Source organism: Nocardia sp. NPDC006982, assembly GCF_042869435.1.
In the GTDB taxonomy this organism is placed as follows: domain Bacteria; phylum Actinomycetota; class Actinomycetes; order Mycobacteriales; family Mycobacteriaceae; genus Nocardia.
On sequence record NZ_JBIAFV010000018.1, the window covers coordinates 1 to 12,809 of the forward strand.

The window sequence follows — 12,809 nt, forward strand, 5'->3', positions numbered from 1 at the left end:
GCGGCAAATGTTTGGCAGAGCCAACTTCGATCTTCTTCGCCGCCGTGTGCTCCTGGTCGATTAGCACGCCGTCATCGAAAGTGTGCCAGAGCCACTTTCTCATGGCCACGGACAGGCTCGTCGCTGGAACGGCTCAAGGCCGAGCTGCTGCGGCGGTTCTCCGATCCCGCCCAGCTGACAGCGGCTGAAGCGCGACCTTCTACGAAAGCGTGTGCGCATACTTCGGAGAGGTGATGGTTCGCGTACATGGGACGGTGGAGATGGTCTACGACGTGGGACGACACCGATCCGCCAGCCGGTGATGATGCCGGACGAAGACTTCGATATCGAACCCCTGTCGACGTGGGAGACCGTGATCCCTGGGAGGAGGAGAACCCACGCTGAAACGCATGTGTGCTACGCGGATGAGGCATCCGGTGGCTCAGCAGCCCACTCGGTCACCGCGGCGGTGAACCGAGTCATCACTTCGACCGGTAGCAGCCTGGCCCGACCAGTTGGAGTGTGTCCCGACACGCCCGGAACCCGTTGCGGCAAAGGGTTATTCGCCGTATATGTCGATGTCGTTGATTCGGCGTTCCGACGAATGAGCCACTGGTCCAGCCGGTCCAGAGGTCCGCTGCACACTATCGCGCCCGATCCGTCGACAAGGTTCCAGCCGTAGGGCGGACTCGGCTCGCGCTCGACGTGACAGCCCGGGCCAGCGGCATTCTCGATAGCGCGCAACCACTCTCGAATCGAGGGCAGTTCACTGGCGTGCCGCTTGTCGCCTGGCGGCGTACCGGGAGTCACCGCAGGTACCGGGCCGTGACCGAGGGCCGATACCTGGGAATCAGCTCCATCCATAATTCGTGGCGAACCGCGTCCCACAGCTGCGCCAGCTTCGGCCACTGGTCCCGCGCTTGGACCAGATCCGGATACGAGCCCGGTCCGAACGTGACGATCGGCAGGGCCTCAGATGTGTTGTGTACGTTCATGATTTCGACCTGTCGTAGGTGGTTCAGTCGCCAGGTGGCCTGTAAGCCGTCGATCTCGGTCCGATGTATCTCGTCCATCTCGCCCTCCCACGTCGGGCCGATCGAGCTGGGCCCCTGGACTACCGGAGTTGCCGCTGTCGTCATTCGATCCGCGTCAGGCCTTCGGTGAGCCGCAATCAGATGCCTTTGCCGCCAACGTGTTTCGGCCTAACCGTGTGATCTCGTACCGACCTCGGCGGGCTCCGGCTACGATCAGGTTCCGGCTGGCGAGGTTGGCCACGGTTTGGCGTGTCGTCCACGCGGTGAGGCTCGCGGAAATCTTGATCTGCTGTTCGGTGAGCATTCCGCCGCAGCTCAGTATCCGTAAGACGCGCGCTTGCGGTACAGAGAGGCTTCGTTCTTGCTGGGCCATGGCGATATGGTTGCGCAGGTCGGGCTGGGTACGGAGTCTCTGAACGGGAGTCTCTGCAAGGGGCGAGAACACCCAGCATCATTCTTGGAAGTCACCTACGCTGATTCTCAGCCTGAGAATCAGCGGGTGCGCCGGTTGAGAAAGCAGGGGGCACGACTATGCCGAGACAGGCAGACCTCAGCGGCACAACACTTCAGCGACGCCAACTGGGTCGAGCATTACGGGACGCACGCCAGGCGCAAGGCTTGACGCTCGACCAAGTGGCGGCTGCAACGAAGATCAGCAGGGCTACGCTGAGCCGGATCGAGCTCGGGCAGTACGAGAAAATAAGGGACATGGAGGTCGATTACCTGTCCCGGTACTACTGCCTGCCGGACGCCCGGACCGAGTATCTGAAATCTCTTGCCAGCCAAGCCAATGCCAAAGTCTGGTACCAGGACTATCGCCATCTGATCGTGCCTGGGTTCGGCACGTATCTCGAATTGGAATCCTTCGCCTCGGACTTCTGGTTCTATCAGCCGATCGTCATACCTGGTCTGCTTCAAACGCCGGACTATGCCCGAACATTAGAACGACTTCATCGGCCAGATGACTCACTGGACGACATCAATACCCGGGTAGATCTCCGTATTCAGCGGACAAGGATACTCACGCGGCAGCACATGCCGGTTCACGCGGAGTTTGTGTTACAGGAGAACGTTTTATATGCGCTTGTCGGATCGGGCCAGATCATGGGTCCTCAGCTGCGACACATAGCCGACCTGAGTACCCGCGACAACATTACGATACGAGTGCTGCCGTTCACAGCCGGTCTCCCGACCGGGAGCGTGATACCGCCACATATCATTCTCGACTTTCCGGACAACGAGCCATCTGTGGTCTACACCGAAGCTGCCATTGGCTCAATGACTTTCGATGGCGCCGAAGACGTGAAGCGCTTTCGTGCACTCCACGAAATCCTCCAACACGCCACGCTGGACGAACAACCATCGCGGGATCGAATCAGGAAGATAGCAAGGAGATACGGTTAGTGACCATCGACCTTTCCGGCGCACAGTGGTTCAAGTCTTCGCGTAGCGGCGGCCAGAATGAATGCGTCGAAATAGCTTGGCTCTCAGGCGGACACGTCGGAGTCCGTGATTCGAAGAATCCCAATGGCCCCGCACTGACCTTCACTCCCAGCGAATGGGATGCCTTCACCGCTGTCGTGAAACTAGCAAGGAGACACGACCAGTGACGATCCACGTGTCCGGCGCGAAGTGGTTCAAATCGAGCTCGAGTAGCGGCAAGGAAGCATGCGTGGAAGTCGCTTGGCTTGCAGCCGGGCATGTCGGTGTCCGTGACTCCAAGAACCCGACTGGTCCGGCTCTCATCTTCACGCCCGGTGAATGGGACGCCTTCATGGCGGGCGTACAAGAGGGTGAATTCAACCGGCCCGACGCCTAGCCATCAACCAACATCGAGCGACCCTGGTCCGAGACAGGGCCGCTTGCAATATCTCTCGGCGCACCGGCGCAGGGGACCTATTCCATGGTGCTCAATCCTCGGGATCGGCTCGTTCCAGGTGCGCTGTATGCCGATGAGCTCGTGTCGATGAGTCCGAACCATTCAACGGCGCTTGCATTGTTCAGATGGGTTCGCGTCCAATCAGTTCGAGGACTTCCTCGTGCACGCGGCCGTTCGTGAATACGGCAGCGCCGGACGATATGCTGCGCCCTCCCCGCAAGTCACTGAATGGTCCGCCTGCCTCCTCCACGATCGGCACGGCGGCGGCAATATCCCAAGGACCGGCGGTCAGGTGGAGAAAGATATCCACCCGGCCCGAGGCCACCAGCATCGCGCCCTGACACGCTCCGGCCCAGTCCGACAGCGGCCCGCCGCCGGCACATTCGGCGAGAAGGGCGGTGGCTATGGCCAGACGCCGAGGAGGAACCCCGGCCGCCACCGGCCAGATCACCGCGGTGCTCTTACCGAGAGTCTCGGTCCCCGTTACTGCCAGTGCCTGGGCCGGGCCCAATTCCCATGCTGCGCAAGTACCGGTCCATGCGCCTGCCGTGCGTGATCCCCACCAGCGGCGCCGCAATGCCGGCGCCGAGATCCCAGCGGTGAGAACCTCACCATCGCCCTCGACTGCGATCAGGGTGCTCCACTCGAATCGTCCGGCGGCGAAGTTGTCTGTGCCGTCGATCGGGTCGATCAGCCACCGCCGTGCGGCGCTGCCATGGGAGCCGAACTCTTCTCCTACCAAGCAATCTTGGGGCCTGTCCTGCGCGAGTCGTGCGCGGATGGCCCGCTCGACAGCGTGATCGGCGGCGGTGACGGGACTGCCGTCGGACTTGGATTGCGTCGCTATGCTTCCGGCCGAGAAGTACCGCATCGAGATGTTGTCGGCGGCATCGGCCAACTGGTGGACCAATGCGAGATCATCCATCTGCGTCACAGGCACCAGAGCTTAGAAGACAAGCCACTGCCCGAGCGAGATCGACTATGCCCATGAATCGCTTGGCGCACTTCGAGAAAGCGCACGGAAATGCCGCTGTCCGAACCGGCCATGCTGCGGCAGCGTGTGATCGAAGCCATGCCCGATTCAGGATTGTTCCCTGCTCGTCGAAAACCCTTTCCGAATTGAGTGCATCACGATTGCGGGCGTCACGCTGGTCGCGGCGCTGCGGCCTGCCCGCTCGCGCAACCCGGAAGGAACCGGCTGTCGAATTATAGGCCCGTGACTATGCCGATCAGCCTGCGGGCAGGCCGATTTGGTCACGCTCGAGCACGCCACGCAGCTGCGAAAGGGCCTGCGCGACAGCCGATAACGAAGAACCAGCGAGGGTGGTGCCGAGCAACTGGACCAGCCGCTCGGAGAAGGTTTCCTCCGCTGCCTCGACCACACGCACACCGGCATCGGTCAGGGCCAGAAGCGACGACCGGCGATCCGAAGGATTCGGTTGCCGCACAACCCATCCCTGTTTCTCCAAGCGGTCGACACCTTTGCTGATCGCCCCCACGCCCGCGGCGAACTCGCTCGCGAGGTCCGCCACTCGGGCCCCAGGGTGATCACGCAGGAAGCGCAGGGATTCGAATTGCGAGGTGGCGATCCCGTGCCGCTCGCGCAGGCGATCGTTGAGCGCGTTGTACAGCCGCGTCTCACACCGGACGAGATCGGTGAACAAGCCCGGCAGGTCGACGGCATCGCCTCGCGATTTATATTCCATGACATATACTGTAAAGGAAGATACTTCTCAGGAAGGTGCATATGAGCCGGGAACAACGTGCGAAGATCGACGCGCTGCTGCGGCAGCCGCGGCCTGCTGGGCTCGGATCGGTCGAGGAGATCCGCGCCGCATTCCGAGCGCTGATGGCTCAGATGAGCGTGCCGACCGGGATACGCACCCGAACCATGACACTCGGCGACCGGCCCGCCGTGCTCGTCGAACCGGTGAACACTGCGCGAGCCGGGACGATCCTCTATTTCCACGGAGGCGGCTTCGTCTACGGTTCACCCGACACGGCCATGTCGCTGACCGCGAACCTGGTGACCCGAACCAGATTCCGCGCCTTCTCGCTGGACTATCGGCTGGCGCCGGAACACCCGTTCCCGGCCGCGATCGACGACGCGCTGGGTGCCTACCGAGCGTTGCTCGACAGCGGTGAACAGCCCTCGGCCATCGCGTTCGCGGGCGACTCCGCCGGCGGCGGTCTGACCGTCACCACCTGCCTCGCAGCCCGCGACGCGGGCTTGCCCCTGCCCGCCGCGATCGTGGCGTTCTCACCCGGTCTCGACATGACCCGCACGGGCCGAAGCATGGATACCAGAGCGGGGATCGACCCGTTGTTCACCCGCGAGAGCCTGGAACACACCGGTGCCATGTACCTCGCGGGTCAGGACCCGCACCAACCTCTGCTCAGCCCGGCAACACTCGCCGACCTCAGCGGCTTTCCCCCGATGCTGCTGCAGGCAGGCACCAACGAAATGATCCTGGATGATTCCACCCGCCTGGCCGCACGCGCGCGAGCGGCCAACGTGGACGTCATCCTGGACATCACCGCAGACGTACCTCACGTGTTCCAGTCCTTCACAGGCGTCCTCGACGAAGCAGACGAAGCCCTGGACCGCGCAGCGCTGTTCCTCGGCCAGCGCATCCGCGGCCGAGCCATCGAGAACTAGCCTGGGAACTTGAAATCTGTTGCCCAACAAATCCTCTCATCTTCTCACAACCGCCGTCGAGCTCGGGCTCACCGCGCTCTCAGTGGCGGTCGATCGCATGTATGCCCAGGCTGATCGAAGCTCCCGTGAACTCAACGGCGACGCACCAAAGTGCCGCATACCGCGCTGTTCAGGCGGGCCGTTCAAGGCTGATTCGGAACTCGTGCTCATATCGATTACCGGATGCGAAGCCCGTCGAGCACGACTGCGATCAATTGGTTCGGGGTTCCGCGCAGTCGGGCACGGCGTTCGGCTGCCGCGGCGCCGATGAGGAGGTCCTGCACGTCAGCGACGGCGATATCGGGTCTTACTTCCCCTGCCGTTTTCGCCTGTGAGAGCAGGGTTTCGAACGACTGGATGAAGTCGCGCCGGAGCTGGTCGGGGATGACGATTGCGGTGCCGTCGTCGAGCGCTTCGCACAGCGCCTGGTTGAGGGCTACCTCGCCGACAAGATGGGCGAAGTAGCCGCGGAATGCCTCCCCCGGCGGGGTGTCGGCTGCCGACAGCATGCGTGCTCGTTCGACGAACTCCTCGATGCGACCGATGATGACTGCCTCGAACAACGCAGCGCGGGTGGGGAAATGCCGGTACACGGTGCCGACGCCGACCTCGGCGCGGCGCGCGATCTCGTCGAAGGACACCGACGAGCCGTCGACCGACAGCATCTCCCGAGCGACAGCCAGCACCTGATCGCGGTTGCGGCGAGCGTCTGCGCGCAGCGGCTTGGCGATCGGCCCGGCATCATCACCCATCGCTCGATCGTAGCTTCGGCGCTAGAAAACGGAGAACACTCTCCGTATAGTGATTAAACGGAGAAAGCTCTCCGGTTAGTGCGGCTTCGGCCGCGACGACCCGAAACGACCACGGAGGACACAGTGGACAAGGTTGTTTTCGTCACCGGTGCGACCGGACAGCAGGGTGGGGCGGTCGCGGACCGCTTGCTCGCCGACGGATGGCAGGTGCGGGCGTTGACACGCCATCCGGACAGCCCCAGGGCTCAGACCTTGATGGACGCGGGCGCACAGGTGATCGCGGGCTCGCTGGAGGATCCCGCGACGATCGATCGCTGCGTCGACGGCGCATACGGTGTCTACAGCGTGCACCCCGGGCCGCTGGCCCCGGAACAGGACGAGGTGCAGGCCGGCAAGGCCATCACCGATGCCGCGGTGAAATACGGTGTGACGCATCTGGTCTACAGCTCGGGTCTGGGTGCCGACCGGGGCGGGCAGCCGACTAAATGGGAGATCGAGCAATACATCGCCGCGTCGGGCGTTTCGGCCACCGTGCTACGGCCGAGTTCCTTCATGGAGAACCTGATCACGCAGTCGGCCACGGTCGGGATTCGTGACGGCGCGTTGCGCACCGCCGCCGCTCCCCACGTATGCCAGCAGTTCATCGCGCTCGACGACATCGGCGCCTTCGCCGCACTCGCGCTGCGGAACCCAGATGGCTACCGTGGCCGGACGCTCGAGCTGGTCGGTGACGCGCTGACTCCGCCCGAGGTCGCGGCTCAGGTCAGCGCCGCCCTCGGGCGAGAGGTCCCCTACATCCAACGCCCGATCGAGGAACTGCGCCGGATCGACGAACGATTCGCTCGCGGCTACGAATTGATCAACAGCGGCGAAGGCAGCGTCCCCGATGTCGATATCAACGAATTGCGTTCATTGAACCCGGGATTGATGAGTCTTCGGGACTGGCTCGGCCGCAAGGGAGCGGAATTGATCCGCCCATTGCTGGATCCTCGCCCCTGACTGCCACGAACCTGGTCGGCGAGTACGAGTTCCGCCAGTTCGAAGGTGTGGCCGCCGCGGAATCCGGTGCGTCGATCGGCGCCGAGTGCCCGACTGCCGCGCTCGTCCAACTCGATATCGAGCAGCACCTGAAAGTCGAACGGCGAGAAGAACCTCGGGCGATGCGAGAAACAACAGTCGGTGCCGGGGCGCGGCCGCTGTTCGGCGGGGCCGGTGCACACCGAACGCGGCAGCTCCAGATCAAGCCCACTTCATTCGCAGCCCTGGCTATAACGGACGAACCCCGGGCGCGCAGAGCACCCAGGGTTCGTCGTGGTTATCTCAGGCCGCGGCCCAGGCCGGGCGCAGCGTATTCATCGGCGGGCGGTCGGCGAGTGAAACTTCCGTGCTGTGCGCGGTGAAGGCATCGCCGATCAGCGGGAACTGGGTCAGTGCCGCACCCGAATCCTCGACGCCGCTGCGGCCGAGCACGGTGCCGAGGATTTGGCGGCTCATCACGCCGAGGTCGGCGAGCGGGCGGTTGCGGTGGGTGCGCACACCGAGATTCACCTGACCGATCGCGGACAGGCCGAGGCGGTCGTAGGTGTCGAGGAGGAGGCCGATCTCCACGCCGTAGCCGGGGGCGAACGGCACCGAGGTCAGTAGTTCGCGGGTGCCCGCGTATTCGCCGCCGAGCGGCTGCAGCACCTGCGACAGTTCCGGACGCAATGCGGCGAGCAGCGGACGGGCCACGAGTTCGGTGACGCGACCGCCGCCGTGTGCGTCGACGGCACCGGCCTGCCGCAGCGGCCTGCGGTAGTAGGCCTTCACCAGATGCATATCGTCGACCACCAGCAGCGGGCCGAGCAGCTTCGGCACGAAGGCCGGATCCGGGTCGATGAGATCGGAGTCTACGAAGGCGATGACATCGCCGCTGGTCACCGCCAGCGAGCGCCACAGCACCTCGCCCTTGCCGGGCAGCGGATCGAGTTCGGGGACAGCCTGTTCCCGACTGATCACCTCGGCGCCCGCGGCGAGCGCGCGTTCGGCGGTGGCATCGGTCGATCCGGAATCGAGCACGATCAACTCGTCGACCAGGGTGCCGAGCAGCGGTCGAATGCTGGCCACCACATCGGCGACGGTGTTCTCTTCGTTCAGTGCGGGCAGCACCACGGAAACGGTGCGTCCACGTTTGGCGGCGATCAGTTCCTCGACCGTCCAGTCCGGGGTGTCCCAGGTATTCGTCGTCGCCCAGAGCGGGCTGTCGTGGTGATGGAAATTCATGCCAGACCTCGCAGGGTTCGTGCGGGGGGCCGGATGCCCTGTATCGCGGCGATCATGTCCACGACGCGCCGGGTTTCGGCAACCTCGTGCACTCGGAAGACTCGGGCGCCGGCGGCCGCCGACCATGCTGTTGCTGCCAATGTGCCCTCCAACCGTTCGGATAGACCGACACCTAAAGTCTCCCCGATAAAATCCTTGTTGCTCAGCGCCATCAAGACTGGCCATCCGGTATTTACAAGAACGTCTATTCCCCGCAACAACTCGAGCCCGTGGTAAGTGTTTTTGCCGAAATCATGGGTCGGATCGATCAGAATCGAATCCTTGCGAACCCCGGCCGCGGCCGCATCTTCTGCGGCGCGCTGCACGGTTTGCGTTACTTCTGCCACCACATCGGCATAACGCACCCGATGCGGACGGGTACGCGGGACCGCCCCGCCGGTGTGGCTGCACACGATGCCGACCCCGCGATCGGCGGCCACGTGCACCAGTTCCGGATCGGCGCCCGCCCAGGTGTCATTGATCAGGTCCGCGCCTGCGGTGACAGCGGCCTCGGCCACCTCCGCGCGCCAAGTATCGATGCTGATCAGTAGCTCCGGGTACTTCTCCCGGATCGCCGCGACGAACGGGACCACCCGGCGAGCCTCTTCCGCCGCATCGACAACGGTGCCCGGACCGGCCTTCACCCCGCCGATATCGACCAGATCGGTGCCCTCGTCGACCGCGCGCGCGACCGCGTCCATGGCGGCCGCGTCGGTGAAGGTGGCGCCCTTGTCGTAGAAGGAGTCGGGGGTGCGGTTGACGATGGCCATGACCAGCGCCCGATCCGTCGCCACCGGCTTGCCGCACAAGGTAGGGAGCGGCGCTACGGTGGGGCTGAACATGCCCCGACTGTACCTAGTCCTGTAACACGGCCCCAGGGAACGGGTTGTGGACGGTGCATTCTTGGGACGGGCAACAACGGATTTCGCCAGCACCTGGGTAACTTGTCGAGCGCGCCCAAAGCGCCGCCGTGCGATCGGCGCTAGTTCTTCGGCGCGCGAGCCGCGGCGACGTCGGCGGCGTATTCGTCGTACGCCGGGACGTAGCCGTCGGTCCGACCGGCGAGCACGTACAGCTCACTGTCGGCGTCGGTTGCGTAGCCCTGCTTGCGAAGTTCGACCTTGCGGCTCTTGAAGGTGGAGGTCTGCTCGAGTTCGGCGACGACCCGGATGAACAGCGGGACCGCATAGCCGGGCAACCGGGAGTAGGCCAGTTCGGCGAGCGCGCGACCGTCGAAATCGGCGTCCGGGTGCAGCGTCACCGCCGCCATGCCCGCCTTGCCGTCCGTGCCCGGGATATCCACGCCGAAGACGACCGCCTGCGAGATCGTGTCCGATTCGGTGAGCACACCCTCGACCTCGGTGGTGGCGACATTCTCACCCTTCCAACGGAAGGTATCGCCGAGCCGGTCCACGAAGGCGATGTGGTGCCAGCCCTGATCGCGGACCAGATCGCCGGTGTCGAACCACACGTCGCCGTTCTCGAAGCCGTCGCGGACCAGCTTCGCCTCCGAGGCGGCCTTATCGGTATAGCCGTCGGCGGGCGAACGATCGGTGACCTTGGCCAGCAGCAGACCGACCCCGCCGCCCGGCACCCGGCGCAGCCGACCGTCCTTGTCACGCTTGGCCTTTCCGGTCGCATCGTCGTATTCGACGATGGCATAGGGCAACGGCCCGAAGCCCGCGGTGCGATCCACCCCGAAGGCATTGACGAAGGCGATATTCACCTCGCTGGCGCCGTAGAACTCGACAATCCGGCCGATGCCGAAACGGCTCTTGAACTCGTCCCACAGCTCCGGTCGCAGACCGTTGCCGACGGCGAGCCGCACCCGGTGCTGGCGATCGGTCGGCTTGACCGGCTGATTGACCAGGTAGCGGCAGAGTTCACCGATGTAGATGAATGCGGTCGCCTGCTCCCGGATGATTTCGCCCCAGAACCGGGAGGCGGAGAACTGCCTGCCGAGTGCGAAGGCGCCGCCCGCGGCGAGCACCGACGACAGCGCGACGGTCAGCGCGTTGTTGTGATAGAGCGGCAGGCAGCAGTACAGGGTGTCGTTGCCGCGCAGGCGAATTCCGAGTCCACCGAGACCGGACATGCTCTTGGTCCAGCGCAGATGTGTCATCACGCTGGCCTTGGGCAGGCCGGTGGTGCCGGAGGTGAAGATCAGGAAGGCGCGTTCCTTCGCGGCGACCTGCGCGCAACTCGGTGGATCGGCCGGGTCCGCATCCTCGGCCGCCTGGTGCAGATCCTGCGAAAAGAGCACGTTGGCAAGGGGTTCGGCGAGCGAGTCCAGTGCCGCCTGGCATTCCTCGCCGACCACATTGAGCACGCTGTCGAGCAGTCCGAAGCTGTGGGCGAGCACCTGGTCGCGCTGGTGGTGATTCAGCAGGCCTACCGTCGCACCCAGTTTCACGGTGGCCAGCACCACGAACAGGGTTTCCGGACGGTTGGTCATTAGCACGCCGACCACGTCACCGCGCTGCACGCCGCGGTCGGCCAGCACCCGCGCGTACCGGTTCACCTGCGCGTTGGCCGCGCCGTAGCTGAAGGTCTCGCCCTCGTATTTCAGGAACGGCCGATCCGGATGCCGGTGCGCGTTGCGCTGGAAATACAGCCCGACCGAGGATTTGTCATCCGGCCGCACCATCATGCCGCGCGCGCCGCGCAGCATGGACGGTGCGTCGAATGCCATGAGCGGCAACCGCTTCGCGATATCGAATAGGCTGACCTTCTGGCGGGCGGCAGTGCTCAATGCGTCAGTTCTCCTCGTCGAGAGTGATTCCCGGCTCCTGCGTCACCTCGGATGCCTGCACCGGTTTCAGCGCGGCGAAGGCCGCGGGCAGATTGTCGACCACGGTGATCCTGGCCATGGCCGGCTGGGACACGAACTTCCGATCGTAGAGTTGGTCCAGCCAGTCGAACAGACCCCGATAGAAGCCATTGGGATCGAGCACAACCACCGGCTTATCGTGTTGGCCCAGATAACCGCCGGTCCAGGTTTCGAAAAATTCCTCCAGCGTGCCGATGCCGCCGGGCAGGGTGAGAAAGGCGTCGGCGCGGTCCTCCATGACCTGTTTGCGCTGGCGCATGGTGTCGGTGACGATCAGCTCGTCGGCATCGACATCGGCTACTTCCTGGTGCACCAGGTGTTTCGGGATCACCCCGACGGTGTGCGCACCGCCCGCGCGAGCGCCGGTCGCGACCGCACCCATCATCGAGACGTGACCGCCGCCGGAAACCAATTGCCAACCGCGCCTTGCGATCTCGGTGCCGACCCGGGCGGCGAGGGCGAGCATGGCCGGGTCGGCGGTGCTGGCCGAACAGTAGACGCAGACCGCGTATCCGGCTTCACTCACCACTGATCCTCCGTCCCGAGGGCATCGGTGTCAGTGGCCCCGTCCGCGGTGGCCAGGATGATCTGCACGACCTCCTCGACGCTATCGGTCACATGCAGCAGGCCGAGGTCACCGGGCGAGATCTTGCTGGAGCCGCCGAGCGAATCGCGCAGCCAGTCGACGAGTCCGGCCCAGTACTTGCTGCCGAACAGGATGATCGGGAAGCGGGTGATCTTGTGGGTCTGCACCAGGGTGAGCGCCTCGAACAGCTCGTCCAGGGTGCCGAATCCGCCGGGCAGGCAGATGAATGCCTGCGAGTACTTCACGAACATGGTCTTGCGCGCGAAGAAGTAGCGGAAGTTGATGCCGAGGTCGACCCATTCGTTGAGGCTCTGCTCGAACGGCAACTCGATGCCGAGTCCGATCGAGTACCCGCCCGCCTCCGATGCGCCCCGGTTCGCGGCCTCCATCACGCCGGGTCCGCCGCCGGTGATCACCGCGAATCCGGCCTGTGCCAGCGCGCCGCCGATGGCCATGGCGGCGTGATACTCCGGATGCCCCGCCGGCGTGCGCGCCGAACCGAACACGGTGACCGCGCGCGGCACTTCGGCGAGCGCGCCGAAGCCCTCGACGAATTCGGCCTGGATCCGCAGCACCCGCCACGGATCGGTATGCACCCAATCGCTTGGTCCGTGCCGGTCCAATAGGTTCTGGTCGGCGGTGCCGCCCGGTTTGCGATCGCGGCGGAACATGATCGGTCCGCGGAACTTGGGTGTCGACTTCGGCGTGCTTGCGATCTCGTTATCGGCGGCTTCGGCGGACATGGCGCCC

14 protein-coding genes are annotated in these 12,809 nt (G+C 64.6%); 5 read left to right on the forward strand and 9 right to left on the reverse strand.

Annotated elements, in window-relative coordinates; all coding sequences use genetic code 11:
* Positions 1 to 785 precede the first annotated feature (785 nt).
* Complete coding sequence (locus ACFYOW_RS40830; RefSeq protein WP_387295959.1) at positions 786 to 1,118, reverse strand: hypothetical protein; 333 nt, start codon at positions 1,116 to 1,118, stop codon at positions 786 to 788.
* 426 nt (positions 1,119 to 1,544) lie between these two features.
* Between ACFYOW_RS40830 and ACFYOW_RS40835 the strand changes: the two genes are divergently transcribed.
* From ACFYOW_RS40835 to ACFYOW_RS40845, 3 genes are read left to right on the forward strand one after another with little or no spacing between them, the layout of a single operon-like run.
* The gene (locus ACFYOW_RS40835; RefSeq protein WP_387295961.1) at positions 1,545 to 2,417 is read left to right on the forward strand and encodes a helix-turn-helix domain-containing protein; all 873 of its coding nucleotides are present in this window, start codon (positions 1,545 to 1,547) and stop codon (positions 2,415 to 2,417) included.
* Positions 2,417 to 2,623: a DUF397 domain-containing protein gene (locus ACFYOW_RS40840; protein ID WP_387295963.1), complete on the forward strand. Its 207-nt coding sequence runs from the start codon at positions 2,417 to 2,419 to the stop codon at positions 2,621 to 2,623. The genes ACFYOW_RS40835 and ACFYOW_RS40840 overlap by 1 nt, the downstream gene beginning before the upstream one ends.
* Complete coding sequence (locus tag ACFYOW_RS40845; RefSeq protein WP_387295965.1) at positions 2,620 to 2,832, forward strand: DUF397 domain-containing protein; 213 nt, start codon at positions 2,620 to 2,622, stop codon at positions 2,830 to 2,832. The genes ACFYOW_RS40840 and ACFYOW_RS40845 overlap by 4 nt, the downstream gene beginning before the upstream one ends.
* A gap of 181 nt (positions 2,833 to 3,013) precedes the next feature.
* On the opposite strand, the gene ACFYOW_RS40850 is transcribed toward ACFYOW_RS40845, so the two are convergent.
* Both ACFYOW_RS40850 and ACFYOW_RS40855 read right to left on the reverse strand, forming a co-directional pair.
* Positions 3,014 to 3,817: an inositol monophosphatase family protein gene (locus tag ACFYOW_RS40850; protein WP_387296261.1), complete on the reverse strand. Its 804-nt coding sequence runs from the start codon at positions 3,815 to 3,817 to the stop codon at positions 3,014 to 3,016.
* 304 nt (positions 3,818 to 4,121) lie between these two features.
* Entirely contained in the window at positions 4,122 to 4,598 is a 477-nt protein-coding gene (locus ACFYOW_RS40855; RefSeq protein ID WP_387295967.1) for a MarR family winged helix-turn-helix transcriptional regulator, read from the reverse strand.
* 41 nt (positions 4,599 to 4,639) lie between these two features.
* On the opposite strand from ACFYOW_RS40855, the gene ACFYOW_RS40860 reads away from it, so the two are divergent.
* Complete coding sequence (locus ACFYOW_RS40860) at positions 4,640 to 5,551, forward strand: alpha/beta hydrolase (protein ID WP_387295969.1); 912 nt, start codon at positions 4,640 to 4,642, stop codon at positions 5,549 to 5,551.
* A 215-nt stretch (positions 5,552 to 5,766) separates the two neighbouring features.
* Here the strand turns inward: ACFYOW_RS40860 and ACFYOW_RS40865 are convergent, their stop codons facing one another.
* Positions 5,767 to 6,342, reverse strand: coding sequence for a TetR/AcrR family transcriptional regulator (locus tag ACFYOW_RS40865; RefSeq protein WP_387295971.1), 576 nt, complete (start codon positions 6,340 to 6,342; stop codon positions 5,767 to 5,769).
* 123 nt (positions 6,343 to 6,465) lie between these two features.
* Between ACFYOW_RS40865 and ACFYOW_RS40870 the strand changes: the two genes are divergently transcribed.
* A complete protein-coding gene (locus tag ACFYOW_RS40870; RefSeq protein ID WP_387295973.1) occupies positions 6,466 to 7,341 on the forward strand; it encodes an NmrA/HSCARG family protein in 876 nt (291 codons plus the stop codon).
* 321 nt (positions 7,342 to 7,662) lie between these two features.
* On the opposite strand, the gene ACFYOW_RS40875 is transcribed toward ACFYOW_RS40870, so the two are convergent.
* The 5 genes from ACFYOW_RS40875 to ACFYOW_RS40895 form a co-directional block, all read right to left on the reverse strand.
* On the reverse strand, positions 7,663 to 8,604 hold the full coding sequence (locus tag ACFYOW_RS40875; RefSeq protein ID WP_387295975.1) for a glucosyl-3-phosphoglycerate synthase: 942 nt from the start codon (positions 8,602 to 8,604) through the stop codon (positions 7,663 to 7,665).
* On the reverse strand, positions 8,601 to 9,485 hold the full coding sequence (folP, locus tag ACFYOW_RS40880) for a dihydropteroate synthase (protein WP_387295977.1): 885 nt from the start codon (positions 9,483 to 9,485) through the stop codon (positions 8,601 to 8,603). Before folP ends, ACFYOW_RS40875 begins: the two co-directional genes overlap by 4 nt.
* Positions 9,486 to 9,625: 140 nt before the next feature.
* Complete coding sequence (locus tag ACFYOW_RS40885; RefSeq protein ID WP_387295979.1) at positions 9,626 to 11,395, reverse strand: long-chain-acyl-CoA synthetase; 1,770 nt, start codon at positions 11,393 to 11,395, stop codon at positions 9,626 to 9,628.
* 4 nt (positions 11,396 to 11,399) lie between these two features.
* Entirely contained in the window at positions 11,400 to 12,002 is a 603-nt protein-coding gene (locus ACFYOW_RS40890) for a TIGR00730 family Rossman fold protein (protein WP_387295981.1), read from the reverse strand.
* A complete protein-coding gene (locus ACFYOW_RS40895) occupies positions 11,996 to 12,802 on the reverse strand; it encodes a TIGR00730 family Rossman fold protein (protein ID WP_387295983.1) in 807 nt (268 codons plus the stop codon). The genes ACFYOW_RS40890 and ACFYOW_RS40895 overlap by 7 nt, the downstream gene beginning before the upstream one ends.
* Positions 12,803 to 12,809 lie beyond the last annotated feature (7 nt).

What these genes read in the sequence shown, in the direction of transcription:
- ACFYOW_RS40830 (WP_387295959.1), bottom strand. Translation starts at nt 1,118, where the DNA reads ATGACGACAGCGGCAACTCCGGTAGTCCAGGGGCCCAGCTCGATCGGC.
- ACFYOW_RS40835 (WP_387295961.1), top strand. Translation starts at nt 1,545, where the DNA reads ATGCCGAGACAGGCAGACCTCAGCGGCACAACACTTCAGCGACGCCAA.
- ACFYOW_RS40850 (WP_387296261.1), bottom strand. Translation starts at nt 3,817, where the DNA reads ATGGATGATCTCGCATTGGTCCACCAGTTGGCCGATGCCGCCGACAAC.
- ACFYOW_RS40855 (WP_387295967.1), bottom strand. Translation starts at nt 4,598, where the DNA reads ATGGAATATAAATCGCGAGGCGATGCCGTCGACCTGCCGGGCTTGTTC.
- ACFYOW_RS40860 (WP_387295969.1), top strand. Translation starts at nt 4,640, where the DNA reads ATGAGCCGGGAACAACGTGCGAAGATCGACGCGCTGCTGCGGCAGCCG.
- ACFYOW_RS40865 (WP_387295971.1), bottom strand. Translation starts at nt 6,342, where the DNA reads ATGGGTGATGATGCCGGGCCGATCGCCAAGCCGCTGCGCGCAGACGCT.
- ACFYOW_RS40875 (WP_387295975.1), bottom strand. Translation starts at nt 8,604, where the DNA reads ATGAATTTCCATCACCACGACAGCCCGCTCTGGGCGACGACGAATACC.
- folP (WP_387295977.1), bottom strand. Translation starts at nt 9,485, where the DNA reads ATGTTCAGCCCCACCGTAGCGCCGCTCCCTACCTTGTGCGGCAAGCCG.
- ACFYOW_RS40895 (WP_387295983.1), bottom strand. Translation starts at nt 12,802, where the DNA reads ATGTCCGCCGAAGCCGCCGATAACGAGATCGCAAGCACGCCGAAGTCG.